The 22,505-nt window shown below is 75.8% G+C and carries 22 protein-coding genes; 15 read left to right on the top strand and 7 right to left on the bottom strand.

The annotated features are described in order from the left end of the window. Positions 1-61: 61 nt before the first annotated feature. A complete protein-coding gene (locus ACRYR8_RS01140; RefSeq protein ID WP_432482240.1) occupies positions 62-487 on the bottom strand; it encodes a hypothetical protein in 426 nt (141 codons plus the stop codon). Positions 488-718: 231 nt separating this feature from the next. Between ACRYR8_RS01140 and ACRYR8_RS01135 the strand changes: the two genes are divergently transcribed. Next, positions 719-1,231 (top strand): DUF3145 domain-containing protein, encoded by a 513-nt coding sequence (locus ACRYR8_RS01135; protein ID WP_432482239.1) that lies wholly within the window; start codon positions 719-721, stop codon positions 1,229-1,231. Positions 1,232-1,305: 74 nt separating this feature from the next. On the opposite strand, the gene ACRYR8_RS01130 is transcribed toward ACRYR8_RS01135, so the two are convergent. The 5 genes from ACRYR8_RS01130 to ACRYR8_RS01110 form a co-directional block, all read right to left on the bottom strand. Further along, on the bottom strand, positions 1,306-2,556 hold the full coding sequence (locus ACRYR8_RS01130) for a beta-ketoacyl-[acyl-carrier-protein] synthase family protein (RefSeq protein ID WP_432482238.1): 1,251 nt from the start codon (positions 2,554-2,556) through the stop codon (positions 1,306-1,308). Positions 2,557-2,644: 88 nt separating this feature from the next. Then, positions 2,645-2,890, bottom strand: coding sequence for an acyl carrier protein (locus ACRYR8_RS01125; RefSeq protein WP_166611561.1), 246 nt, complete (start codon positions 2,888-2,890; stop codon positions 2,645-2,647). Positions 2,891-2,986: 96 nt separating this feature from the next. Then, positions 2,987-4,030: a beta-ketoacyl-ACP synthase III gene (locus ACRYR8_RS01120; protein WP_432482237.1), complete on the bottom strand. Its 1,044-nt coding sequence runs from the start codon at positions 4,028-4,030 to the stop codon at positions 2,987-2,989. Further along, the gene (locus tag ACRYR8_RS01115) at positions 4,027-4,992 is read right to left on the bottom strand and encodes an ACP S-malonyltransferase (protein WP_432482236.1); all 966 of its coding nucleotides are present in this window, start codon (positions 4,990-4,992) and stop codon (positions 4,027-4,029) included. Before ACRYR8_RS01115 ends, ACRYR8_RS01120 begins: the two co-directional genes overlap by 4 nt. Positions 4,993-5,165: 173 nt before the next feature. Beyond that, on the bottom strand, positions 5,166-6,380 hold the full coding sequence (locus ACRYR8_RS01110) for a PucR family transcriptional regulator (protein WP_432482235.1): 1,215 nt from the start codon (positions 6,378-6,380) through the stop codon (positions 5,166-5,168). A gap of 161 nt (positions 6,381-6,541) precedes the next feature. Here ACRYR8_RS01110 and ACRYR8_RS01105 point away from each other — a divergent pair, with 161 nt between their 5' ends. Beyond that, positions 6,542-7,219 (top strand): hypothetical protein, encoded by a 678-nt coding sequence (locus ACRYR8_RS01105; RefSeq protein WP_432482234.1) that lies wholly within the window; start codon positions 6,542-6,544, stop codon positions 7,217-7,219. 530 nt (positions 7,220-7,749) lie between these two features. Continuing rightward, positions 7,750-8,367 carry a DNA-binding response regulator gene (locus tag ACRYR8_RS01100; protein ID WP_432482233.1) on the top strand — a complete coding sequence of 206 codons (618 nt, stop codon included), beginning with the start codon at positions 7,750-7,752 and terminating at the stop codon, positions 8,365-8,367. Between the two features lie 127 nt (positions 8,368-8,494). Here ACRYR8_RS01100 and ACRYR8_RS01095 read toward each other — a convergent pair whose 3' ends face one another. Further along, positions 8,495-9,463: an ACP S-malonyltransferase gene (locus ACRYR8_RS01095; protein ID WP_432482232.1), complete on the bottom strand. Its 969-nt coding sequence runs from the start codon at positions 9,461-9,463 to the stop codon at positions 8,495-8,497. Between the two features lie 305 nt (positions 9,464-9,768). Here ACRYR8_RS01095 and ACRYR8_RS01090 point away from each other — a divergent pair, with 305 nt between their 5' ends. The 12 genes from ACRYR8_RS01090 to ACRYR8_RS01035 all read left to right on the top strand — a co-directional run bounded on the left by ACRYR8_RS01090 (position 9,769) and on the right by ACRYR8_RS01035 (position 22,349). After that, positions 9,769-10,425 (top strand): hypothetical protein, encoded by a 657-nt coding sequence (locus tag ACRYR8_RS01090; RefSeq protein ID WP_432482231.1) that lies wholly within the window; start codon positions 9,769-9,771, stop codon positions 10,423-10,425. Between the two features lie 86 nt (positions 10,426-10,511). Then, a complete protein-coding gene (locus tag ACRYR8_RS01085) occupies positions 10,512-11,288 on the top strand; it encodes a sulfurtransferase (RefSeq protein ID WP_432482230.1) in 777 nt (258 codons plus the stop codon). A gap of 349 nt (positions 11,289-11,637) precedes the next feature. Beyond that, the gene (locus tag ACRYR8_RS01080; protein ID WP_432482229.1) at positions 11,638-12,009 is read left to right on the top strand and encodes a TcmI family type II polyketide cyclase; all 372 of its coding nucleotides are present in this window, start codon (positions 11,638-11,640) and stop codon (positions 12,007-12,009) included. A 43-nt stretch (positions 12,010-12,052) separates the two neighbouring features. Next, positions 12,053-13,753 (top strand): acetyl-CoA carboxylase carboxyltransferase subunit alpha, encoded by a 1,701-nt coding sequence (locus tag ACRYR8_RS01075; RefSeq protein WP_432482228.1) that lies wholly within the window; start codon positions 12,053-12,055, stop codon positions 13,751-13,753. Further along, a complete protein-coding gene (gene accB / locus ACRYR8_RS01070) occupies positions 13,750-14,349 on the top strand; it encodes an acetyl-CoA carboxylase biotin carboxyl carrier protein (protein ID WP_432482227.1) in 600 nt (199 codons plus the stop codon). The genes ACRYR8_RS01075 and accB overlap by 4 nt, the downstream gene beginning before the upstream one ends. A gap of 4 nt (positions 14,350-14,353) precedes the next feature. Then, positions 14,354-15,709 carry an acetyl-CoA carboxylase biotin carboxylase subunit gene (locus tag ACRYR8_RS01065; protein ID WP_432482226.1) on the top strand — a complete coding sequence of 452 codons (1,356 nt, stop codon included), beginning with the start codon at positions 14,354-14,356 and terminating at the stop codon, positions 15,707-15,709. Positions 15,710-15,751: 42 nt separating this feature from the next. Beyond that, positions 15,752-16,012, top strand: coding sequence for an acyl carrier protein (locus tag ACRYR8_RS01060; protein ID WP_432482225.1), 261 nt, complete (start codon positions 15,752-15,754; stop codon positions 16,010-16,012). Next, positions 16,009-16,536 carry an SRPBCC family protein gene (locus tag ACRYR8_RS01055; protein ID WP_432482224.1) on the top strand — a complete coding sequence of 176 codons (528 nt, stop codon included), beginning with the start codon at positions 16,009-16,011 and terminating at the stop codon, positions 16,534-16,536. Before ACRYR8_RS01060 ends, ACRYR8_RS01055 begins: the two co-directional genes overlap by 4 nt. Then, positions 16,533-17,033, top strand: coding sequence for a cupin domain-containing protein (locus ACRYR8_RS01050; protein WP_432482223.1), 501 nt, complete (start codon positions 16,533-16,535; stop codon positions 17,031-17,033). The genes ACRYR8_RS01055 and ACRYR8_RS01050 overlap by 4 nt, the downstream gene beginning before the upstream one ends. Continuing rightward, on the top strand, positions 17,033-18,313 hold the full coding sequence (locus ACRYR8_RS01045) for a beta-ketoacyl-[acyl-carrier-protein] synthase family protein (protein ID WP_432482349.1): 1,281 nt from the start codon (positions 17,033-17,035) through the stop codon (positions 18,311-18,313). The genes ACRYR8_RS01050 and ACRYR8_RS01045 overlap by 1 nt, the downstream gene beginning before the upstream one ends. Next, on the top strand, positions 18,310-19,554 hold the full coding sequence (locus tag ACRYR8_RS01040) for a beta-ketoacyl synthase N-terminal-like domain-containing protein (RefSeq protein ID WP_432482222.1): 1,245 nt from the start codon (positions 18,310-18,312) through the stop codon (positions 19,552-19,554). Before ACRYR8_RS01045 ends, ACRYR8_RS01040 begins: the two co-directional genes overlap by 4 nt. Continuing rightward, a complete protein-coding gene (locus ACRYR8_RS01035) occupies positions 19,551-22,349 on the top strand; it encodes an FAD-dependent monooxygenase (RefSeq protein ID WP_432482221.1) in 2,799 nt (932 codons plus the stop codon). Before ACRYR8_RS01040 ends, ACRYR8_RS01035 begins: the two co-directional genes overlap by 4 nt. Positions 22,350-22,505 lie beyond the last annotated feature (156 nt).

The following is a 22,505-nucleotide window of genomic DNA, read 5'->3' as shown; positions in this document are numbered from 1 at the left end:
CTGCCACCGCGCGCGGGCCGCCGCCGCACGGCCCCGGACCGCGCGGGGGGCGGGGCGGGGCTCAGCCGGCGAAGGGCGGCGGCGGGGCGGCCAGCGTGGCGCGGGGGCAGTCGCGCAGCCGCAGCCCGCCGTGGCTGAGCGCCTCGTCGCACAGCGAGTCCACGCTCCAGCCGAGGGCGCTGCCGAAGCGGGTCACCGTCACCCGGTAGACGGTGATCTCGTAGCGCGTGGGCGTGCCGTAGGCCACGTGGATGCGCCCGATGAGCTCGGCGCCGGCGACGTTCTCCGGGCCGTTCCACGGCCGGTCGAAGCGGCTCCACAGGCTGGGCCCGGTCTGCCAGACCCCGCCGTTCTGCACGTCGCGCAGCGCCAGCTCGACCAGGACCGAGCGGGCGGCCTCCTCGGGCACGATGGCGGCCGGGCGGATGACCTCCGACAGCTCACCCTGCGAGGACGTCCCCGCTTCCGGGACCGGTGGTTCGTGCACCCCGTCCCATCGGCACGCCGGGCCCGGACCTGAAGGCCGTGCCGCACCCCGGCCGGGGCCGTGCGGCGCCCGGGCGCGACACGCGGGCGCGTCGCGCGGTGGTGGTGCGCGCGGAGGCCGTGAGGCATGATGACCGCAACAGCACGTCCGGTAGTCGTTCGGACACGTTCACCTGCGTGGTGCGGGGTCGTTGGGGAAGACGCCCTTCACACCGATGCAGAGGAGGACGGCATGTCCGGTGCGATCACCCGCGGCGTGCTCTACGTGCACTCCGCACCGCGAGCGCTCGTCCCGCACATCGAGTGGGCGGCCGGCGGTGTCCTCGGCGTGCGCGCGTCCTTCGACTGGACCGCGCAGCCGATCGCGCAGGGCTGCCTGCGCGCGGAGTACTCCTGGCAAGCGGCGCAGGGCTCCGGTGCCCGGCTCGCCTCCGCGCTGCGCGGGTGGGCGCACCTGCGCTTCGAGGTCACCGAGGAACCCAGCCAGGGCTGCGACGGCGGGCGCTGGAGCCACACCCCTTCCCTGGGCATCTTCCACGCGGTCACCGACGTGCACGGCAACGTCCAGGTCCCCGAGGACCGGGTGCGCGCCGCCCTGGAGCTGCTCGACGGGCCGGCCGCCGACCCCGCCGCCGCCCGGCGCGCCCTGGCCCTGGCCGTCGGGGAGGCGTGGGACTGCGAGCTGGAGGTCTTCCGGCACGCCGGGGACGACACCCCTGTGCGCTGGCTGCACCACGTCGGCTGAACGACCTGCGAGCACCCGCACGCGCGAGGGCCCCGCACCCACCGGGTGCGGGGCCCTCACGCGTGGGCGGCCGCTCAGACCGAGGCGAACACCACGCTGACGTTGTGCCCGCCGAAGCCGAAGGCGTTGTTGATCCCGACCAGCCGGGCCCCGCCGTTCAGCGGTCGCGGGTCCTTGCGCACGACGTCCAGGGTGACCTCGGGGTCGAGGTCGTCCACGTTGATCGTCGGCGGCGCCATCCGCTCGCGCAGGGCGAGGATCGTCAGGATGCTCTCCACCGCGCCGGCCGCGCCCAGCAGGTGCCCGGTCATCGACTTGGTGGCCGAGACCGCGATGCCCTCCGCCGCGTCCCCCAGCGCCAGGCGCAGGCCCTTGTCCTCGGCCACGTCGCCCGCGGGCGTGGAGGTGGCGTGGGCGTTGACGTGGACGACGTCGGCGGCCGAGACACCGGCCGACTGCAGCGCGTCGCGCACCGCACGGCTGACGCCCGCGCCCTCCGGCTCGGGGGCGGCGACGTGGTGCGCGTCGGCCGACAGGCCCGCTCCGAGCAGCTCGGCGTGGATCCGCGCCCCGCGGGCCCGGGCGTGCTCCTCGGACTCCAGCACGACGATGCCGGCGCCCTCGCCCAGCACGAAGCCGTCGCGCTGGGTGTCGAAGGGCCGCGAGGCCCGCGCCGGGTCCTCGTTGCGCCGCGAGAGCGCGTGCATCGACGCGAACGAGGCGATGGGCAGGGGGTGGATGGCCGCCTCCGTGCCGCCGGCGATGACCACGTCCGCGCGGCCGCTGCGGATCATGTCGGCGCCGTAGGCGAGCGCCTCCGCCCCCGAGGCGCACGCGCTGACGGGGGTGTGCGCGCCGGCGCGCGCGGTGAACTCCAGGCTGACGGCGGACGTGGGGCCGTTGCCCATGAGCATCGGCACGGTCAGCGGCAGGACGCGGCGCGCGCCCTTCTCGCGGAGGGTGTCGTAGGCGGTCAGCAGGGTCCAGATGCCGCCGATGCCGGTGGCGACCACCGAGGCCAGCCGCAGCGGGTCGACGTCGGGGGTGCCGGCGTCCGCCCACGCCTCACGGGCGGCGATCACGGCGAACTGCTGGGAGGGGTCCAGGCGCTTGACCTCGCGGCGCTCCAGGACCTGCTCGGCCGCCACGGCCGCCTGCGCGGCGAACGTGACGGGCAGCTCGTACTCCTCGGTCCACGGGGCGCTGATGGGACGCGCCCCGGAGGTGCCGGCGAGGACGGCCTCCCACGTGGAACGGACGTCCCCGCCGAGCGGTGTCGTCGCTCCCATCCCTGTGACGACGACGCGGCGAGCGGTCGCGGTCATGGTCGGTCAACTCCTTCTCGAGCGGTGACGGCTGCGGTGCCGGGCCGGCCCGCGGGGTGCGGGCCGGCGTCGCGGCGGTGCGGGCTGCTCAGCCCTGGGCCTGGGAGATGTAGGCGACGGCGTCGCCCACGGTCCGCAGGTTCTTCACGTCCTCGTCGGGGATGCGCACGCCGAACTTCTCCTCGGCGTTCACGACGATCGTCATCATCGACAGCGAGTCGATGTCGAGGTCGTCGGTGAAGGACTTGTCGGCCTGCACGCTGTCGGTGGGCAGGCCCGTCTCCTCGTTCACGATCTCGGCGAGACCGCTGAGGATCTCCTGCTCACTGGCCATGCGTCGCTCCTTCGGTGTGGGTGGCCGGTGATCCGGTCACCGCGTCGGCCTGGTGCGCGGTCCGCGCCCAGGGGTCGGTGGGGCCGCCGGGGCGGCTCAGGGCAGGCGGACGACCTGCGCGGCGTAGGACAGGCCGGCGCCGTAGCCGATGAGCAGGGCCAGACCGCCGGAGGGGGCGTGGCCGTCGGCGACGGCGCGCTCCATGGCCAGCGGCACGCTGGCCGCGGAGGTGTTGCCCATGTCGACGATGTCGCGGGCCACGTGCACCGACTCGGGCAGCTTCAGCTGCTTGACCATCGCGTCGATGATGCGCGCGTTCGCCTGGTGCGGCACGAAGACGTCGATCTCCTCGGCGCTCACGCCGGCGGCGTCCAGGGCCCGCTGGGCCACCGGGGCCATCTGCCACACCGCCCAGCGGAAGACCGACTGGCCCTGCTGCTCCAGGTAGGGCCACTTCTCGGGCTCCTGGGCGGCGGCCTCGGCGGCGATCGGGTCCGCGGCGGCGGCGCGCGAGGCGCGCAGGTCCAGCCAGGAGAACTTCGAGCGGATGGCGTCGGCCTGCGAGCCGTCCGAGCCCCACACGGTGGGGCCGATGCCGACGTCGGCCGAGGGCCCCACCACCGCGGCGCCGGCGCCGTCGGCGAACAGGAACGCGGTGGAGCGGTCGTGCTTGTCGGTGAAGTCGGAGAGCTTGTCGACCCCCACCACCAGCACGTTGCCCGCCGTGCCGCCGCGCACGAGGTCGCTGGCGAGGGCGACGCCGTGGCAGAAACCGGCGCAGCCGGCGGAGATGTCGAAGGCGGCGGCGGGGGTGGCGCCGAGGCGGTCGGCGAGCACGGCCGCCGCCGCCGGCGTCTGGTAGGGGTAGGAGACGGTCGCCAGGACGACCGCGTCGATGTCGGAGCCGGTCAGGCCGGCCGCGGCCAGCGCCTTGGCCGAGGCGTCCTCGGACATGTCCACGACGCCGACGTCCTCGGCCGCCCAGCGGCGGGTCCGGATGCCGGTGCGCTGCTGGATCCACTCGTCGGAGGAGTCGATCCAGGTGCACACCTCCTCGTTGCCGATCAGCCGCGGCGGCCGGTGCGCGCCGATGCCGAGGATGCGCGAGTGCCGCGCGGCGGAGGACTGGATGTCGGTCACTGGACGCCTCCTGCGCCGGCCGTCGCGGCCGCGGCCGCCCCGTGCTCGGCGATCAAGGTTCGGGCCCGCTCGAGGTCGGCGGGCGTCTTCAGGGCGAGGACGTCGATCCCCTTCAGCTGGCGCTTGGCGAGGTTCACCAGCGTCCCGGCCGGGGCCAGCTCGATCAGCGCGGTGACGCCGAGGCGGCGGAACGCCTCGGTGCACAGGTCCCAGCGCACGGGCCGGCTGACCTGCGCCACCAGGCGGGGCAGCAGCTGCGCGCCGTCGGTGACCAGCTCGCCGTCGGCGTTGGCCGCCAGCGGCACGGTGGCGGTGCCCGGCTCCAGCCCGGCGGCCAGCTCGCGCAGGGTGCCGACGGCGGGCGCCATGTGCTCGGTGTGGAACGCCCCGGCCACCTGCAGCGGCACCACCCGGGCCTTCGCCGGGGGCTCGTCGGCCAGCGCCCGCAGCGCGGGCAGCTCACCGGCGGCGACGACCTGCCCGCCGCCGTTGTCGTTGGCGGCCGTCAGGCCCAGCCGGGACAGGGCCGCGGCGACCTCGGCGGGGTCGCCGCCCAGGACGGCGCTCATGCCGGTGGGCCGGGCCGCCGCGGCGGCGGCCATCGCGCGACCCCGCTCGCGGACCAGCACCAGGGCCTGCTCGGGGCTCAGGGCGCCGGTGGCGGCCGCGGCGGTCAGCTCGCCGACGGAGTGCCCGGCCACGGCGCCGGCGACCCGGGCCAGCTGCGCCGGGCCGTCGACGAGCTCGCGCAGCGCCACCAGCCCGGCCGCGACGATGAGCGGCTGGGCGACGGCGGTGTCGCGCAGCGTCTCGGCGTCCGAGACGGTGCCGTGCGCCACGAGGTCGTCGCCGACGACGGCGGAGGCCCAGCGCAGCCGGTCGGCGACGCCGGGCAGCTCCAGCCAGGGGGCCAGGAAGCCCGGGGACTGCGAACCCTGGCCGGGGAAGACGAAGACGAGCACCTGACGAGCGTGCCCTGCGTCACCTGGTGTTCACGGTCACGACGCTCACGGACTTTGCCCGTGCGTGTTGTGGGATACCTACAAGACCTCTCGTGCCGTCCCGGGGGTCGGCACGCAGCGTGAGGAGTCGTCACGCTCGACCGGCGGGCCTGCCGCGGGCCTGCCGCGGCGGCTCACCCCGCGTCCCGGCCGCCGTCCCGGCCGCCCTGCGGCCCCGCCTGCGCCAGCCGGCCCAGCGCGAGCGCCACCTGCAGCACGAACCGCTCCCGCGGCTCGGTGGGCGTCCACCCGCACACCTCCCCGACCCGGCGCAGGCGGTAGCGGACCGTGTTGGCGTGCACGAACAACGCGCGCGCGCACGCCTCCAGCGACCCCCCGGACTCCAGGTAGGCGGCCAGCGTCTCCAGCAGCGCCCCGCCCGCCCGCGCCAGCGGCACGTACGCGCGGTCCACCAGGGCGCGGCGAGCCGTCGCGTCGCCGGACAGGGCCCGCTCCGGCAGCAGGTCGTCGGCCTCCACCGGCCGCGGCGCCCGGGGCCACGCCCGCGCGGCCACCACCCCCGCCAGGGCCGCTCGGGCCGAGCGCGCGGCGACCGGCAGGGACGGCACGGTGGGGCCCACCACCACCGGGCCGGGGCCGAACTCCGTCACGGCCAGCCCCGCGGCCGTCTCGCGCAGGTCCGCCACCCCCGACAGGACGACGATCAGCCGGTCGCCCTGCACGCCCACCAGCGCCTCGCCGCCGGCCGCCCGGGCCGCCTTGCGCACCCGCGGCACCACCCCGCCGGGCGTCTGCTCCCCGGCGGCGCCGATGACCACGGCCGTCGGTGCGTCCAGGGTCCAGCCCAGCGCTGCGGCCCGGGAGGCGATGGTGTCCTCCCCGTCGCCGCGCAGGACGGCGTCGACCACGAGAGCCTCCAGCCTCGCGTCCCACGCCCCCCGGCTCTCCGCGGCTCTCGCGTACACCGCCGCCGCCGCGAAGGCGACCTCCCGGGAGTAGCGCAGCAGCGCCTCGCGGGCCAGCACCTGCTCGCCGGGGCGGGACTCGCCCACGACGGCGTCGAGCCCCTCCTCCACGACCGTGATGGCCGTGCGCACGAGCTCCACCGTCTGCTGCAGCGTCACCGAGCGCATCAGCTCCCGCGGGGCGGTGCTGAAGACGGCGGTGGCGGCCAGCACGGCGGGGTCCGGCTCGGTCAGCCAGCGCACGAAGTCCGTGAACCCCGCCTGGGCCACCAGCCCCACCCAGGAGCGCTCGTCCGGCGGCAGCGCCGCGTACCACGGCAGACCCTCGTCCATGCGCGCGGCGATGGCCGAGGCGAAGGTCCCGGCTGCCGCCTCCAGTCGCCGGACGGTGTCCTCGGACAGCTCGGCGGAGTGCGGGGGCACGTGCGCGAGCGTACGGCGACGGGACGCCGGCGGGCCCCTGGGCTAGGGTTCGAGGGCTGGGTCCTCCTCCTGCGCCGGCACCCGCCGGCCCCGGGGGCCGGTGACGCAGGACGTGCCGGGCCCCGTCGCGGGAGCCGACGAGGACGCCGGGGAGGGGACGCATGGGACTGCTCGACCGTTGGCGCCGACGCCCCGCGCAGGGGACCCGCACCGGGGAGGCGGGCCGGCGCAGGCGCCGCCGCAACGCCCCGGTCGCGCCGGTCCTCGGGGAGGCCGCGCTGCGCGAGGCCCTGCACGACGACCCGAACGACGCCGAGGCGTTCGACGCCATGGCCGAGACCGTCCGTACCCGCGCCGCCGAGGCGCACGTGGCCGACCACCCCGCCGAGGGGCACGAGGCCGAGGACGCCCGCCGCGCCGCCGACAACGCCGTGTGGGCGCTGGCGGAGGAGCTGGCGCAGAGCCCGCGGGCGTGGCGGCCCCTGCTGGTGCTGGGGCGCCTGTCGCTGCACGACGACCGCGAGGCGGCCCTGCGCCGCCTGGGCATCGCCGCCGAGCGCGACCCCTCCGGCACCGGCCTGGCCGAGGCCCTGGGGATCCTGCGGGACGCGGGCATGAACGACGAGGCGCTCAGCCTCGGAGTGGGCCACTGGCGCCCGCGCGAGCACGACGTCGAGGCCGGCCGGCACCTGGTGGCCGCCGCCATCGACTCCGGCCGGCTCGCCGAGGCCCGGCGCCACCTCAAGGCGCTGGGGGAGCACCCCGACCAGGGGCGCGTGGCACCGCTGCGCGCCGAGCTGGAGGAGGCCATCGCCCGGGCGGACCGGGCGCACCGCTGACCCCTCCCGGCCGGCGGCTCCGGACGGCCCGGGGCGCCGGTCCAGCCCACCCGACCGCTCGTCGTGCGCTGGTGACCCGCTGGTGACCCGCCCCTGACGTCCCGGTGACGGGGGTGGAACGTGAGTGCGCATCGCGTGACGCTCAGTGACGTCGGGCCGCTCAGGCGGTTGACAGCTCCTTCACAGGTCACCGAAGGTGAGCCCGACCCGCAGCCGCACGGGGGGCGCGCGAGCGCGCGGCGGGGTCGAGGAGAGCACCGAGCACCGCCGCCCCCACCTCCCACGTCGGACCCCGGCCTCTGGTGGTTGCCATGTCTGCGGAGACCTCCCCGCTGTCCTCGACCCTCCCCCTCCCCGGGGACGTGCCCGCGCGCATCCCGGCCTCCAGGTGCCCCTCGACCGCCCGAGCCAGCGCGGGAGCACCGCGCGACGTCGCCGCGGTCCCGGCCCAGGCGTCCGGCCCCCAGCGCTCACCCGCGCCGCCGGGCGCTCGCGGCACCTTCCGCGTCCTCGTGTGCGGGGTGCCGCCGGTGACCGCCCACGGCATCGTCACCGCCGCCGGGCAGCAGCACGGGCTGCACGCCGAGCGCCTGCGCGACCTCGGTGAGCTGCAGGAGCACCTCACCACCGCCGGCCCGGCCCGCGCCGCGGCGTGCGGGACCCGCGTGGTGCCGACCACGGTGGTGCTGACCACGCTCGCCGCCGCGCGGGCCACCGCTCACCTCCTGCAGCGCTGCGCGGGCCCCCGGGCGGTGCTGGTCGTCCTGCTCGACGACCCGGGCCCCGCCCACCACGTCGAGGCGCTGCGCGCCGGGGCCCGCGGCGTCGCCCACGCCGGTGCGCCGCTCGACGACCTGCTCGCCGTGGTCACCGCGGCCGCCCACGGCTTCACCGTCCTGCCGGCCCCCGTGGCGCGCGCGCTGTGCCAGCCCCTGGTGAGCGGCCGGGTGCACGACGTGCCGGCCGAGGAGCGCGGCTGGCTGCGCCAGCTCGCCAGGGGCGTCTCGGTGGCCGAGCTCGCGGTGCGCAGCTGCTACTCCGAGCGCGAGATGTACCGGCTGCTCAACCGCGCCTACCAGCGCCTGGGGGCGGCCAACCGCACCGAGGCCCTGCTCGCGGCCCAGCGCGCCGGCCTCCTGTCGGCGTGACAGGACGGCCCGCGCCGGGCTGAGCACGGTGCACCGCCTCCTCCACGGGGCCCCGTCCCGTCCGCGGACCTCCGTCGCACCCGGGTGCGGGGCCGACCCCGCACCCGGGCCGGCCCCGGAGCACGCGTCAGGAGCCGCCGAGCAGCTGGGCCGCCGCGGGCAGGTCCTCCGGGCCGCGCACCGCCAGCACCCGCGCCCGCGGCAGCGCTCGACGGACCAGCCCGCTCAGCGCGCCCGCCGGCGGCAGCTCCACGAAGGCCGGCGTGCCCGCCCGCGTCATCGCCGCGGTGCACAGGTCCCAGCGCACCGGCCCGGCCACCTGGGCGACCAGGCGTCGCAGCACCTCGGGTCCCGTGGTCACCACGGCGCCGTCGGCGTTGGACAGCAGCGGGTGCACGGGGTCCGCGGCGAGCACGCCGTCTGCCGCGGCGCGCAGCACCGGTACCGCCCCCGCCATGGCCGGGGTGTGGAAGGCCCCGGCCACCGGCAGGCGCCGGACGAGCGAACCGGCGGGACGGTCCTCCTCCAGCGCGCGCAGCGCCTCGTCCGGGCCACCGACCACCAGCTGCCCGGCGCCGTTGTGGTTGGCGGCCAGCAGCCCGTTCCGGGCCACCGCATCGAGCACCTCGCCGGCCTCGCCGCCCAGGACGACGGACATGCCGGAGCGGCCGTCGCAGCACGCGGCCATGGCGCGGCCCCTCGCCGCCACCAGCCGCAGCGCGCTCGCGTCGTCCAGCACCCCCGCCAGGGCCGCCGCCGTCCACTCCCCGACGCTGTGGCCCGCCAGGAACCCCGGGGCGCCGTCGCGCAGCAGCTCGCGGCCCACCAGCAGCGACGTGGCGACCAGCAGCGGCTGCGCGACCTGGGTGGGCAGGATCTGCTCCGCGCTCCAGGTGGTGCCCGCCGCGACGAGGTCGACGCCGGCCGCCTCGGACAGTTCGCCGAGCTGTTCGCGGGCGCCGGGCAGCTCCAGCCAGGGCGCCAGCTGGCCCGGGCGCTGAGCGCCCTGGCCGGGGGCCAGCAGCGCGGCGGCGCCGGGCGGGGCGCTCGCGGTGGCGCGTGCTGGCGCGGCACGCCGCACGGGGACCTCGACCACGGTGACCTCCTGGGGCGCGGAGCGCGGGACCCCGGCCGGGGCACCGTCCGCTCGGGGACGCTGCTCCCGCGGCGCGCGGGCGGTCAAGGTGCCCCGGCTGAGATCACCAGCGACCTGCCAGCGCCTGGCAGTGACCTGCCGTGCGCGGCACGGCCGTGGGACGTCGCGGTGCGCGAGGCTGGTGCGGTGACGCCCGCCGCGGCCGCCCCGTTGAGCCGTACCGCGCCCCGACCTCGACGAAGCAGGTGCCCCGCGGTCCGCGGCCACCCGCGCACTGCGTCGACCACGCCCGCCGGGGGGCGCGCGTGAGCGCCCCCTCGACGCGGGCACCGCTCGTCGTGCTCAGCGGCGTGCCCGAGGTGTACGGCCACGGCTTGGCGCACGCCCTGAGCGCGGCGGGCGCGGACCGCGTCGTGCGCACCGACGGCGAGGACCTGCTCGCGGTGCTGGAGCAGGAGTCCGCCAGCGCTCCGGCCGTCCTCGTGGTGCCCGAGGCGACCGCGGACCGGGTGCGCGCCACGTTGCTGGGCACGCCGGTCGAGGAGCGCGTCGCCCTGGTGCACCTGTCGCTCGGCGGCGAGTGCGACGCCTTCGCGACCGCTGTGAGCTCGGGCGCCCTGGGGGTGCTGGACCCCGCCGTGGAGCTGGAGGCCGCGGTGGAGGTGGTGCTGTCCGCAGCGGCGGGACGGGTCGTCATCCCCGAGCACGTGCTGGCGGCGCTGTCGGAACCGCCCAGCGCCTCGGGCGCGCCGCAGGTGGCCGAGCACGAGCGGGAGTGGCTGCGCATGCTCGGCCAGGGCGGGACCGTGGCGGCCGTCGCCCGCTCGGCGTCCTACTCCGAGCGGGAGATGTACCGCCTCCTGGCCAAGCTGTACCGTCGCCTCGGTGCGGAGACGCGCACCGAGGCGCTGCTGCGCGCCGCCGACTGGGGTCTGCTGGACGAGGGAGGGCACGTGACGTGACCGCCCAGCGCGCCGGTCCCGACTCCGCTGCGAATCCGGTACCCCCGCTGGTGGACCCCCGTTGGCTCGCTGCGCACCGCTCGTCGGTGGTCGTGCTGCAGGTGGACGACGACTCCACCGCCTACCACGCCGGGCACCTGCCGGGCTCGCTGCCGCTGTCGACGTACGACGACCTGCACGAACGCGTCCGGCGCGGGCCGGTCTCGCAGCGGAACTTCGAGCGGCTCATGTCGGCGATGGGCGTGGGCGTGGACGACCACGTCGTGCTCTGCTCAGCAGGTACGACCAGCCACGCGGCGTACGCGTTCTGGGTGATGCGGCTGTACGGCCACCGGCGCATCAGCCTGCTGGACGGCGGTGTGCCGGCGTGGACGGCGGCCGGCGAGCGGCTGGAGGACGTACCGGTCGTGGTGGCCGCCGCCGACTACCGCAGCCCGGGGCGCGACGAGTCGATCGTCGTCGGGCGCGACGAACTGCTGGCCCGCTACGTGGGTGCCCCTGCGCCGGTGCTCGTGCTGGACTGCCGCACCGAGGCGGAGTTCGAGGGGCACGTGCAGCACCAGCTGGACATCGCCGCGGAGCGGCACCGCGTGCCCGGGCACATCCCCGGTTCGCGCAACCTGCCCTCGGGGGAGGTCCTGGAGGGGCGTGCGTTCGCGCCACCGCAGCGCCTGCGGCGGCTGTTCACCGACCGGGGCCTGACGCCGTCGTCCGACGTGGTCGTCTACTGCCGGGTGGCGGACCGCAGCTCCCTGCTGTGGTTCGCCCTGGTCGAGCTCCTGGGCCACCCGGGGGTGCGCCACTACGTCGGGGGCTGGGCCGAGTACGGCAGCCTCGTCGACGTGCCCGTCGAGCTGGACTGACCCGGCGCTCGGCAGGGAGCTGGCAGGTACCCGCTCCCATGCTGGCACGGACCTGACAGGCGCTCCCGCAGACCGCCGTCGGCGTTGACGGCGGGTGCACGAGCGGCCACGCTCATCACAGCGGTCACTCGGGAAACCACCGGGGAACCACTGGGCGGCACCGCTCCAGAACCACTTCAGAACCACCTCGCAGCCACCCGTGCGGCCACCGGCCGGACCCGGCCGGAGCGACGGCCCGGGCACCCGCACCCGTCACCGCTGCTGGAACCCCCTGCTGAAACCCGCTGCCGAACCCCACCGCCGGCTCGCCCCAGCACGCCGGGCCGGCACGTCCTGACGAGGAGTTCCCATGACGCGTCCTCTCGCAACGGAGACGACCACCGCCGCCGACCGCACGACCGCCCGGAACCTCATCGTGGCGAAGATCTCCCCCGGTGCGGAACCGGACGTGGCGCGCATCTTCGCCGAGTCGGACGCGACGGACCTGCCGCACGCGCTGGGCGTGACCGAGCGCAGCCTCTACAGCCTCGGCGACCTCTACGTGCACCTCGTGGAGTTCGACCGCGACGCGGCCGAGGTCATGGAGATCGCCGCCCGGCAACCGGGGTTCGGGGAGATCAGCCGCAGGCTCGACCCGTTCATCTCGCCGTACCTGTCCACGTGGCGCGGTCCTGCTGACGCCTCGGCCCGCCGCTTCTACACCTGGCGGCCCGGCCAGTGAGCCGCACCGGCCACCGCCTCCAGCAGCCCGCAGGAGAGACCCGATGACGACCACCGCGACCCCGCCCACCACCGGCACCGAGTGGGTCAAGTGCACCGGGTGCGCGCGGCCCCTCTACCGCCGCCGCCTGGTGCGCGACCTCGAGGTGTGCCACGAGTGCGGCCACCACCAGCGGCTCTCCGCCCGGGCCAGGATCGCCCAGCTCGCCGACCCCGGCAGTTTCGAGGAGTTCGCCCTGGCGCCCGTGCCGCACGACCCGCTGGGTTTCAGCGACACGGCTCCGTACCCCGACCGCCTGGAGCGCGCCCGACGTGCGACGGGTGAGCAGGAGGGCACGGTCACCGGCACCGCGCGCATCGAGGGCGAGCCCCTCGTGCTGCTGGTGATGGACTTCGGGTTCCTCGGCGGCAGCATGGGGTGCGCCACGGGGGAGGCGGTCGCCACGGCGGCGGACGAGGCCGTGCGCCGGCGCCTGCCGCTGGTGCTGGTCACCGCCTCCGGCGGTGCACGGATGCAGGAGGGCGCCCTCGCGCTGCTGCAGATGGCCAAGACGAGCCAGGCCCTCGCGCTGGTCACCGAGGCGGGGCTGCTGACGGTGGGCGTGCTGACCGACCCGACGTTCGGCGGCGTCACCGCGTCCTTCGCCTCGCTCGGCCAGGTCCTGATCGCAGAGACCGGCGCATCGGTGGGCTTCGCGGGCAAGCGCGTCATCCAGCAGACCGTCCCGCAGGAGCTCCCCGAGGGTTTCCAGCAGGCCGAGTACCTCATGGCCCACGGCCTGGTGGACCGGGTGGAGGGCCGCGAACGGCTGCGCCCGCTGCTGGGCCGGCTGCTGCGGCTGCACCGTCCCGGTGCGGTCCCGGCCGTCCCCGGCGCCGGCTGCATCCCGGCCCCGCGCGTGCCCGGCACGACCGCTGCACGACGGGCGGCGGCGACCTCCGGGCGCGACGCGTGGGACGTCGTGCGTGCTGCCCGGCACCCGGACCGGCCGACGACGCTGGACTACCTCGACCTCGCCTTCGACGACTTCGTCGAGCTGCACGGGGATCGCGCCCACGCCGACGACCCGGCGATCGTCGCCGGTGTCGCATCGCTGGCCGGCCGGCCCGTCGTGGTGCTCGGCCACCAGAAGGGGCACGACACCCGCGAGCTCGTTGCGCGGAACTTCGGCATGCCCCACCCGGAGGGGTACCGCAAGGCGCTGCGGCTGCTCGAGCACGCCGAGCGGTGCGGGATGCCGGTGGTCACGCTGGTCGACACGCCCGGGGCGTACCCGGGTGTGGCCGCCGAGGAGCGCGGGCAGTCGATCGCCATCGCCCAGGCCATCGCACGCTCCAGCCGGCTGCGCGTGCCCGTGGTGAGCGTCGTGACCGGCGAGGGCGGCAGCGGCGGTGCGCTGGCCCTGGCCACCGGTGACCGCCTGCTCATGCTGGAGAACACCTTCTTCTCCGTCATCAGCCCCGAGGGGTGCGCCGCCATCCTGTGGCGCGACGCGCAGGAGGCCCCGCAGGCGGCCCGGGCCCTGCGGGTGACCGCCGCCGACCTGGTGCACCTCGGGGTCGCCGACGGTGTTGTCCCCGAACCCGCCGGTGGGGCGCACGTGGACCCGGAGGCGGCGGCGGGCCTGGTGGCGAGAGCCGTGACGGAGGCGCTGGACGAGCTGTGCGCCGTGGATGCGCCCGAGCTGCTGCGGCTGCGCAGCGCCCGGCTGCGGGGCATCGGTGCGGGGAGGGGATCGCTGTGAGCACGAACGGCACGAGCGCGAGCGGGAACCGCGCCGGCACGAACGGCACGACCGGAACGGGCGGGGTGGGCGCTGCGGTGGAGGTGCACTCGGTGGAGGTCCACCAGGACGTCGTCCAGGAGCTGACCGACCAGGCGGTGTCGCTGTCGCGGTCGCTCCACGGGCCCCTGAGGCGGATCGCGCTCTCGCGCGGCCAGGTCACCGTGGAGGTGGACTGGCAGGACGTGGGCGTCCCCACGCCCGTGGCGGCCCACCCCACGGGTTCTCCCGCCGGTGCACCGGCGGCCGACGTGCCGGTCGCCGCACCCGCGGGCGACGAGCACCTGCACACCGTGCGCGCGCCGTTGGTGGGCACGTTCTACGCGGCGCCCTCGCCCGACGAGGCCCCCTTCGTCTCGATCGGCGACACGGTCTCGGTGGGGCAGGTGCTGGGGATCGTCGAGGCCATGAAGCTGTTGAACTCGATCGTCTCCGACGTCACCGGCCGCGTCGTGGAGGTGCTGGTGGAGAACGGGTCCCCCGTGGAGTTCGACCAGCCCCTGGTGCGCATCGAGCCGGTCGGGGCAGAGGCCGCCGACGCGCCCCGGGCCGGGTGAGCGCGTGTTCTCCAAGGTCCTCATCGCCAACCGCGGCGAGATCGCGGTCCGCGTGGCGCGCGCCTGCCGCAGCCTGGGCATCGGGGTGGTGGCGGTGCACTCCAGCGCCGACCGCGACTCGCCGGTGGTCCGCATGGCCGACGAGTCGGTGAACATCGGCCCGGCGCCCTCGCGGTTCAGCTACCTGAACATCCCCAACGTGGTCGAGGCGGCCATGCAGACCGGTGCCGACGCGATCCACCCCGGTTACGGGTTCCTGTCCGAGGACCCGGACTTCGCCGAGGTCTGCGCCGACAACGGCATCACGTTCATCGGCCCCCGCCCGGACGTGATGGCCCGTCTGGGCAACAAGGCCAGCGCCCGTTCGGAGATGTCCGCCGCCGGCCTGCCCCTGCTGCCCGGCGTGGTCGAACCCGTCGCCACCGCCGACGAAGGCGCGGCGATCGCCGACACCATCGGTTACCCGGTCGTCATCAAGGCGGCCGCCGGCGGCGGCGGGCGAGGCATCACCGTCGTCCGCGACCCCGCGGCGTTCCGCCAGTCGTACACCGCGACGCGGCGCACCGCGCACAGCGTGTTCCGCGACAGCACCGTGTACGTCGAGCGGTACCTGGACCACGCCCGCCACATCGAGGTGCAGGTGCTGCTCGACGAGCACGGCAACGGCCTGCACCTCGGTGAGCGCGACTGCTCCGTGCAGCGCCGCCACCAGAAGCTGGTGGAGGAGGCCCCCGCGGCCGGCCTGACGCCGCAGCAGCGCCAGGAGATCGGCGCGGCCGCGGTGCGCGGCGCCCTCGCGGTGGGCTACACCGGGGCGGGAACGTTCGAGTTCCTGCTCGACGAGCGCGGCGACTTCTCCTTCATGGAGGTCAACTGCCGCATCCAGGTCGAGCACCCGGTCACCGAGATGGTCACCGGCCTGGACCTGGTGCGCGAGCAGATCCTCATCGCCGCCGGCGAACCGCTGAGCGTGGACCAGGCGGACGTGAGGCTCGACGGAGCGGCGGTGGAGTGCCGCATCAACGCCGAGGACCCGTCCCGCGGTTTCGCCCCCGCACCGGGCCTGCTGGACGTGTTCGACCTGCCCGGAGGCCCCGGCATCCGGGTCGACACGGCCCTGACGGCCGGCGCGCGGATCAGCCCGCACTACGACTCCCTGGTCGCCAAGCTCATCGCCTGGGGCCCGGACCGGGAGCAGGCCCTGGCCCGGATGCGCACGGCGCTGGCCGAGATGCGCATCGAGGGCAAGGGCGTCACGACGACCCGGGACCTGCACCTGCAGGTCCTGGGGGACCCGGTCTTCCAGGCCGGCAAGCACCACACCGGTTTCCTCGACGGCGCCACGGCGCTGAGCGCGTGAAGCCCCCACCCACCCGCAGCAGGACCTGACGAGGAGATCACCGTGACCGTCCAGAACACCACCTTCGGCATCGAGGACCTGATGGACCTGCTGGTCGCCAAGGTCGGCCTGCCGGCTTCCGCCCGCACCAGCGACCCGGACGCCATGTTCACCGACCTGGGCCTGGACTCGCTGGCGTTCCTGCAGCTGCAGACGGAGCTGCAGCAGGCGTACGGCCTGCCCGTCGACGAGGGTGCGCACGCCGAGGACCACTCCCTCGGCTCGATCGTCGACATGGTGAACTCCGCGCGGACCGGCGCGTGAGCGCGGCGGAGACCGAAGCGCCGGCCGGCACCACCTCGCCGACGCCCGGGCACGTCGACAACTCCGTGCTCATCGACGCCCCCATGGACCTGGTGTGGGACATGACCAACGACGTCGAGAACTGGCCGGACCTGTTCACCGAGTACGCCTCCGCGGAGGTCCTCAACCGCGAGGACGGCAAGATCACCTTCCGGCTGTCGATGCACCCGGACGATAACGGCAAGGTGTGGTCGTGGGTGTCCGAGCGGACGCCCGACCCCAGCACCCGCACCGTCGTCGCCCGCCGCACCGAACCCGGCCCGTTCGAGTTCATGGACATCCGCTGGAGCTACGAGCAGCGCCCCGACGGCGTCCTGATGCGCTGGGTGCAGGACTTCGCGATGCGCCCGCAGGCCCCCGTCGACACGCCCACCATGACCGACCGCATCAACGCCAACACGCTCGTCCAGATGGACGTGATCCGGGGGAAGGTCGAGGCCGCCGCGCGCGCTGCCGCCCCCGCCGAGCAGGGGAGCGACGCATGACGACCGAGGTCCGGCCCGAACAGCTGCGCGACGGCCACCCGAACGTGGGCGCCCCCGACCCGGTGCGCACGCACCAGGCGCAGGCCCCGAACCCGTCGGACATCCGCACCGTGAGCGCGGCGGAGGTCCCCGCCAACCGCCGCCGCGGTGGTGACGTGCGCACCGTCCTGGCCCCGTCGACCGTCGGGTCGACGACCGGGTTCATGGGCACCGTCACCCTGCAGCCGGGGGAGGTCGTCACCGAGCACTGGCACCCGTACTCGGAGGAGTTCCTGCTGGTGACGAGCGGCGAGCTGGGCGTCCGGCTGGACGGCGAGCTGCGCACCCTGCGCGCCCAGGAGGGCGTCTGCGTCCCGATCGGTGTGCGCCACAAGCTGATCAACGACTCCGCCGAGCCGGCGGTCGCGGTGTTCACGCTCGCTCCGCTGGCGCCGCAGCCTCGCCTGGGGCACGTGGACACCGAGGAGCTGCCGCCGCTGCCCGGGGCCGCCTCGTGATCGGCGGGCGCCGCGTCGTCGTCACCGGCGTCGGCGTCGTCGCCCCGGGCGGCCCGACCCGCGACAGCTTCTGGCAGCTGCTGGTGGACGGCCGCACGGCCACCCGCCCGATCAGCTTCTTCGACGCGTCGCGGTTCCGCTCCCGCATCGCCGCCGAGGTGGACGTCGACTTCGCCGCGCGCGGCCTGACCACCCACGAGATCGCGCGCACCGACCGGTTCGCGCGGTTCGCGATGATCGCCGCCGACGAGGCCGTGGCCGACTCCGGCCTGGACCTCGCCTCCGGCACCGACGTGGACCACGACCGGCTGTCGGTGAGCCTGGGCAGCGCGGTGGGCGCCACCATGCGCCTGGAGGACGAGTACGTCCAGGTCAGCGACTCCGGCAAGGACTGGGTCGTCGACCCCGCCTACGGCAGCCGCTTCCTGGACCGGGTGCTCATCCCCAGCAGCGGCGCCTCGGAGCTGGCCGCTCGCTTCCACGCCCACGGGCCGGCCTCGGTGATGTCCACCGGCTGCACCTCCGGACTGGACGCGGTGGGCTACGGGTTCCAGCTCATCGAGGACGGTGACGCCGACGTCGTCATCGCCGGCGCCGCCGACGCCCCCATCTCGCCGATCTCGGTGGCCTGCTTCGACGCCATCCGCGCCACCTCGGCGCGCAACGACGAGGCCGCCACGGCGTCGAGGCCCTTCGACGCCACCCGCGACGGGTTCGTCATGGGCGAAGGCGGAGCGGTGCTCGTCCTGGAGGAGTACGAGCACGCCAGGGCGCGCGGCGCACACGTGTACTGCGAGGTGAGCGGCTTCGCTAACCGGTGCAACGCCTTCCACATGACGGGGCTGCGACCCGACGGCACGGAGATGAGCCGGGCCATCGACGCCGCCCTGGCGCAGGGCCGCATCGACCCCGGTGCGGTCGACTACGTCAACGCGCACGGCTCGGGCACCAAGCAGAACGACCGGCACGAGACCGCTGCTGTCAAGCTCAGCCTGGGGCAGCACGCCTACGAGGTGCCCATGACCTCCATCAAGTCCATGGTGGGGCACTCGCTGGGGGCGATCGGCTCCATCGAGCTGGCCGCCTGCGCGCTGGCGATGGAGTTCGGCGTCGTGCCCCCCACTGCGAACCTGGAGAACCCGGACCCGGAGTGCGACCTGGACTACGTGCCCAAGACGGCCCGCGACCAGCGGATCGACGTGGCGGTGTCCGTGGGCAGCGGCTTCGGCGGCTTCCAGTCCGCAGTGGCCCTCAGCTCCCCGTCCCGGAGCGCGTCGTGACGCGCGCGGTGGTGACGGGACTGGGCGTCGTCGCGCCCAGCGGCGTGGGTGCCGAGCAGCACTGGGCCTGCGTGCGGGCGAACGAGCTGCGGGTGAGCCCGCTGGACACGTTCGACTCCAGCCCCTACGGGGTGACGCTGGCCGGGCGGGTGCCCGGGTTCAGCGCGGACGAGCACGTCGAGGCGCGGCTGCAGGTGCAGACCGACCGGTGGACCTGGATGTCGCTGGCGGCCACCGCCATGGCGCTGGGCGACGCGGCGTACGACCCGGCCGAGCACGACCCGTACGCCACCTCGGTGGCGCTGGCGGCGTCCTCCGGGGGCAACGAGTTCGGCCAGCGCGAGATGACGGGCCTGTACGGCCGCGGTCCGCAGGCCGTCACGGCCTACCAGTCGATCGCGTGGTTCTACGCGGCCAGCACCGGGCAGGCCTCCATCAAGCACGGCACCAAGGGCCCGGCCAGCGTGCTGGTCACCGAGGCCGCCGGTGGCCTGGACAGCCTGGGGCACGCGCGCCGCGTGGTGCGCCGCGGCACGCCCGCGGTGCTGGCCGGCGGCACTGAGGCCTCGCTGTCGCCGTACGCGCTGGCCTGCCAGTCGGTGAGCGGGCGGCTGACGCCGGCGCGCGAGCCGCGCCGGGGGTACAAGCCGTTCGACGCCGCCGCCGGCGGGTACGTGCCCGGTGAGGGCGGCGCGGTGCTCGTGGTGGAGGACGCCGAGCAGGCGCTCGGCCGCGGCGCTCCGCGGGTGCACGGCGAGATCGCCGGCTACGCGGCCACCCACGACGCGTCCTCGCCGTCGGACCCGCTGAGCGACCCGGGGCAGTACGCCAGGGCGATGCGGCTGGCGATGCGCGACGCCGGCGTGGGTCCGGACGACGTGGACTTCGTGATCGCCGACGCGGCCGGTGTGCCGGAGCTGGACGTCGCCGAGGCCGAGGCGCTGCGCACCGCCTTCGCCGGCCGCCGCGCCCCGGTGCCGGTCTCGGCTCCGCAGGGCCTCGTCGGCCGCCTCAGCGTGGGCGGCTCGGCGCTGGCCGTGGCGACCGCCCTGCTGGCGATCCGCGACGGCGTGGTGCCCGCCGTGGGCAACCTGGACGAGCCGTCGGCCGAGGCCCACGGTCTGGACCTCGTCGCCGCACCGCGCCAGGCCCCGGTCGGCACGGTCCTCGTGGTCGCCCGCGGCCTCGGCGGGTTCAACAGCGCGATGGTGCTGCGGCGGTTCGAGGGAGGGGGTGCGTGAGCGCGTCGACGCCCCTGCGGGGCGGTCCGGTGCGCACGGTGCTGCGCATGCGGGCCCGCCCCGGCCGCGAGGAGGAGTTCGTGGCCGCCTGGCGCCTGGCCGCGGCGCAGATCAGCCGCGCACCGGGGAACCTGCGACAGGAGCTGATGCGAAGCCGCACCGAGGAGAGGTGGTTCGCCATCGCCAGCGACTGGACCGACGAGGAGGCTGCCGCGGCCTTCGGCCGCAGCAGCGCCCGGGAGAACCTCACCGAGTCCCTGCGCGAGCTGCGTGAGGACGCCGCCCGCGAGGTCTTCACGGTGCTGGAGCAGGTCCCGGGGCGGCAGGTGGGGCAGGAGCAGCAGCAGCCGGCACCGGCCGACCACGGTGCGGTGCGGGTGGACATCTCCACCTCCGTCGCGCCGGGGCAGGAGGAGGCGTTCGAGCGCGCCTACCTGGTCGTCGCCTCCCGCGTCGGCGGCAGGGGCGGGAACCTGCGCGAGGAGCTGCTGCACGACCCCGAGACGGGGCGCTTCCACATCTTCGCCGAGTGGGAGTCCGCGGAGGGGTTCCGCCAGTGGGTCGAGGACCCCGCGCACCTGGCGGACTCCGCCGCGCTGGCGCGCTGGCTCTCGGTCGACTTCCAGCGCATCGTCTACCAGCTGCGCGAGCGCCCCGCCGTCGGCGCCGGCGACCCCGGAACGTGGCAGTTCGTCCCCGGCGCGGTGCGCGTGGACACCTCCACATCCGTCGCGCCGGGGGAGGAGGAGGAGTTCGTGCGGGCCTACCGCGCCGCGGCCTCCCGCGCGGGCCGCGAGGACGGGCACCTGCGCGAGGAGCTGCTGCACGACCCCGAGACGGGCCGCTTCCACATCGTGGCCGAGTGGGAGGACGAGCAGCGGTTCCGGCAGCGGGTGGAGGACCCGGCGGTCGACGGGCCGCTGGCGCGCTGGCTCTCGGCCGACTCCCGGTGCCGCGTCCTGCCGATCCGGCAGCGCCCGGTCGTCCAGGCGCACGGTGCCGCCCCCGCGCCGGCGAGGACCCCGGCGGCCCCGGCGGCCCGCGCACCGCTCGCCACCGCGCCGGTCCTGCCTGTCCCGCAGGTCCCGCAGGTCCCGCAGGTCCCGCAGGTCCCGCAGGTCCCGCAGGTCCCGCAGGTCCCGCAGGTCCCGGCCGCGGCGACCACCGCCGGCCCAGAGGTCCTCGTCGTCGGCGCCGGCCCCGCAGGCATGACCCACGCCCTGGAACTGGCCCGCCGCGGGGTGCGCGTGCGGCTGGTCGACAAGCGCGCCGAGGCCTCCACCCAGGCCGACAAGGCCATCGGCATCCACTGCCGCACCATGGAGATCTGGGAGCGGCAGGGCATCGTGGCGCAGGCGATCGACGCGGGCACCTGGCTGCACGGGCAGACCGTGCACGTCAACGGCGTCCAGACGTACGAGACCGACTGGTCCGGCCTCGAGGAACTGCCCTACGCCCACCTGGGCCTTCCGCAGTACGAGACCGAGCGGCTGCTCGCGGGTGCCCTCGCGGGCGCCGGGGTGCGCGTCGAGCGCGGGGTGGAGCTGCTGACGTTCGGGCAGGACGTCGACGGCGTCACCGCCGTGCTGGGCACCGCGCACGGCGAGGAGGTGGTGCGCACGCAGTACCTGGTCGGCTGCGACGGCGCGCACAGCACCGTCCGCTCGGGCCTCGGCCTGACGTTCGAGGGCGGGTTGTCGATGTTCCCCCAGCTGTTCATGCTCGGGGACGTCGACCTCGACTGGGACATGCCGTCGGGGCACCTGCTGCGGTTCGTGCGCATCGAGGAGGACGGCGCCTTCACCGGCATGCTCGTGTGCGTGCCGCTGAAGGGCCGAAACCGCTACCGCGTCGCCACCATGGCGCCCCAGCGGTTCATCGATGCCGTCGGCACCGGCGTGGTGCCCGCCGGGTTCTGGCAGGAGTACGACCCGCCGGTCCTGGGTGACATCCAGGAGGTCGTCGACGAGCTCGGGCCCGCGGGCACCACGGCGAGCAACCTGCGCTGGTCGTCGATCTTCCGCATCAAGCACGGCATCGTGGACCGCTACCGCGACGGCAGGGTTTTCGTGGCCGGCGATGCCGCCCACCTGCACCCGCCGGCCGGCGGTCAGGGCATGAACACCGGCATCCAGGACGCCTGGAACCTCGGCTGGAAGCTGGCGCTGGCGGTGCGGGGCCTGGCCGCCGAAGGGCTGCTCGACAGCTACGAGGCCGAGCGCCGGCCCGCCGGGAGGGCCATCGTGGACCGCGCCGTGAACCTGGCGTTCACCGACGAGATCGACATGGACGACGCCAAGGCCCAGTTCCTGCTCGAGATGCAGATGACGATGAACTACGCCGGCAGCCCGCTCGTGGGCGAGTCCGTCGCTGGTGCGGTGGACGGCCCCGAACCGGGGTACCGCGCCCCGGACGTCACGGGCCTGCGCCGGTTCGGCGTCGCCCACGAGCTGCGGCTGTTCGACCTGCTGCGCTCGACGCGCTCGGCGCTGCTGCTGTACGCCGACGCCGGGGTGGGCGAGGAGGGGTTCCTGCAGCTGGAGAAGTTCGCCGACGCCGCCCGCACGGCGGCCGCCGGGGAACTCGACGTGCACCTGGTCGTCAGCCCCGACGCGGTCGTGCCGGCCGCGCTCGGGCTGGGGGTGCACCGGGACACCGGGGGGGCGTACCGCACCGCCTACGGCGTCGACGGGGTGGCGGCCCACGTGGTGCGGCCCGACGGGCACGTCGGGTTCCGGTCGCTGCCGGCCTCGCTGCCGGCGGTCCTGGAGCACCTCGCCCTGGTGTTCGCCTGAGGACCGGACCGTGCGCGACCGGCGCCACGACGGGGTGGCGGGTGGGCGCGGGGGGGGGGGGGGGGGGGGGGGGGGGGGGGGGGGGGGCGGGGGGGGGGGGGGGCCGGGGGGGGGGGGGGCGGCGGGGGGGGGGCTGGGGGGTGGAGGTGTGGGGGG

This window comes from Kineococcus esterisolvens (assembly GCF_050871405.1).
Classification (GTDB): domain Bacteria; phylum Actinomycetota; class Actinomycetes; order Actinomycetales; family Kineococcaceae; genus Kineococcus.
This window is presented reverse-complemented; position numbering and strand designations above follow the sequence as displayed.

Bases quoted from the DNA above. Each gene is read 5' to 3' on its own strand.
- ACRYR8_RS01135 (WP_432482239.1), top strand. From the start codon at position 719: ATGTCCGGTGCGATCACCCGCGGCGTGCTCTACGTGCACTCCGCACCG.
- ACRYR8_RS01080 (WP_432482229.1), top strand. From the start codon at position 11,638: ATGACGCGTCCTCTCGCAACGGAGACGACCACCGCCGCCGACCGCACG.
- ACRYR8_RS01050 (WP_432482223.1), top strand. From the start codon at position 16,533: ATGACGACCGAGGTCCGGCCCGAACAGCTGCGCGACGGCCACCCGAAC.
- ACRYR8_RS01130 (WP_432482238.1), bottom strand. From the start codon at position 2,556: ATGACCGCGACCGCTCGCCGCGTCGTCGTCACAGGGATGGGAGCGACG.
- ACRYR8_RS01105 (WP_432482234.1), top strand. From the start codon at position 6,542: ATGGGACTGCTCGACCGTTGGCGCCGACGCCCCGCGCAGGGGACCCGC.
- ACRYR8_RS01075 (WP_432482228.1), top strand. From the start codon at position 12,053: ATGACGACCACCGCGACCCCGCCCACCACCGGCACCGAGTGGGTCAAG.
- ACRYR8_RS01125 (WP_166611561.1), bottom strand. From the start codon at position 2,890: ATGGCCAGTGAGCAGGAGATCCTCAGCGGTCTCGCCGAGATCGTGAAC.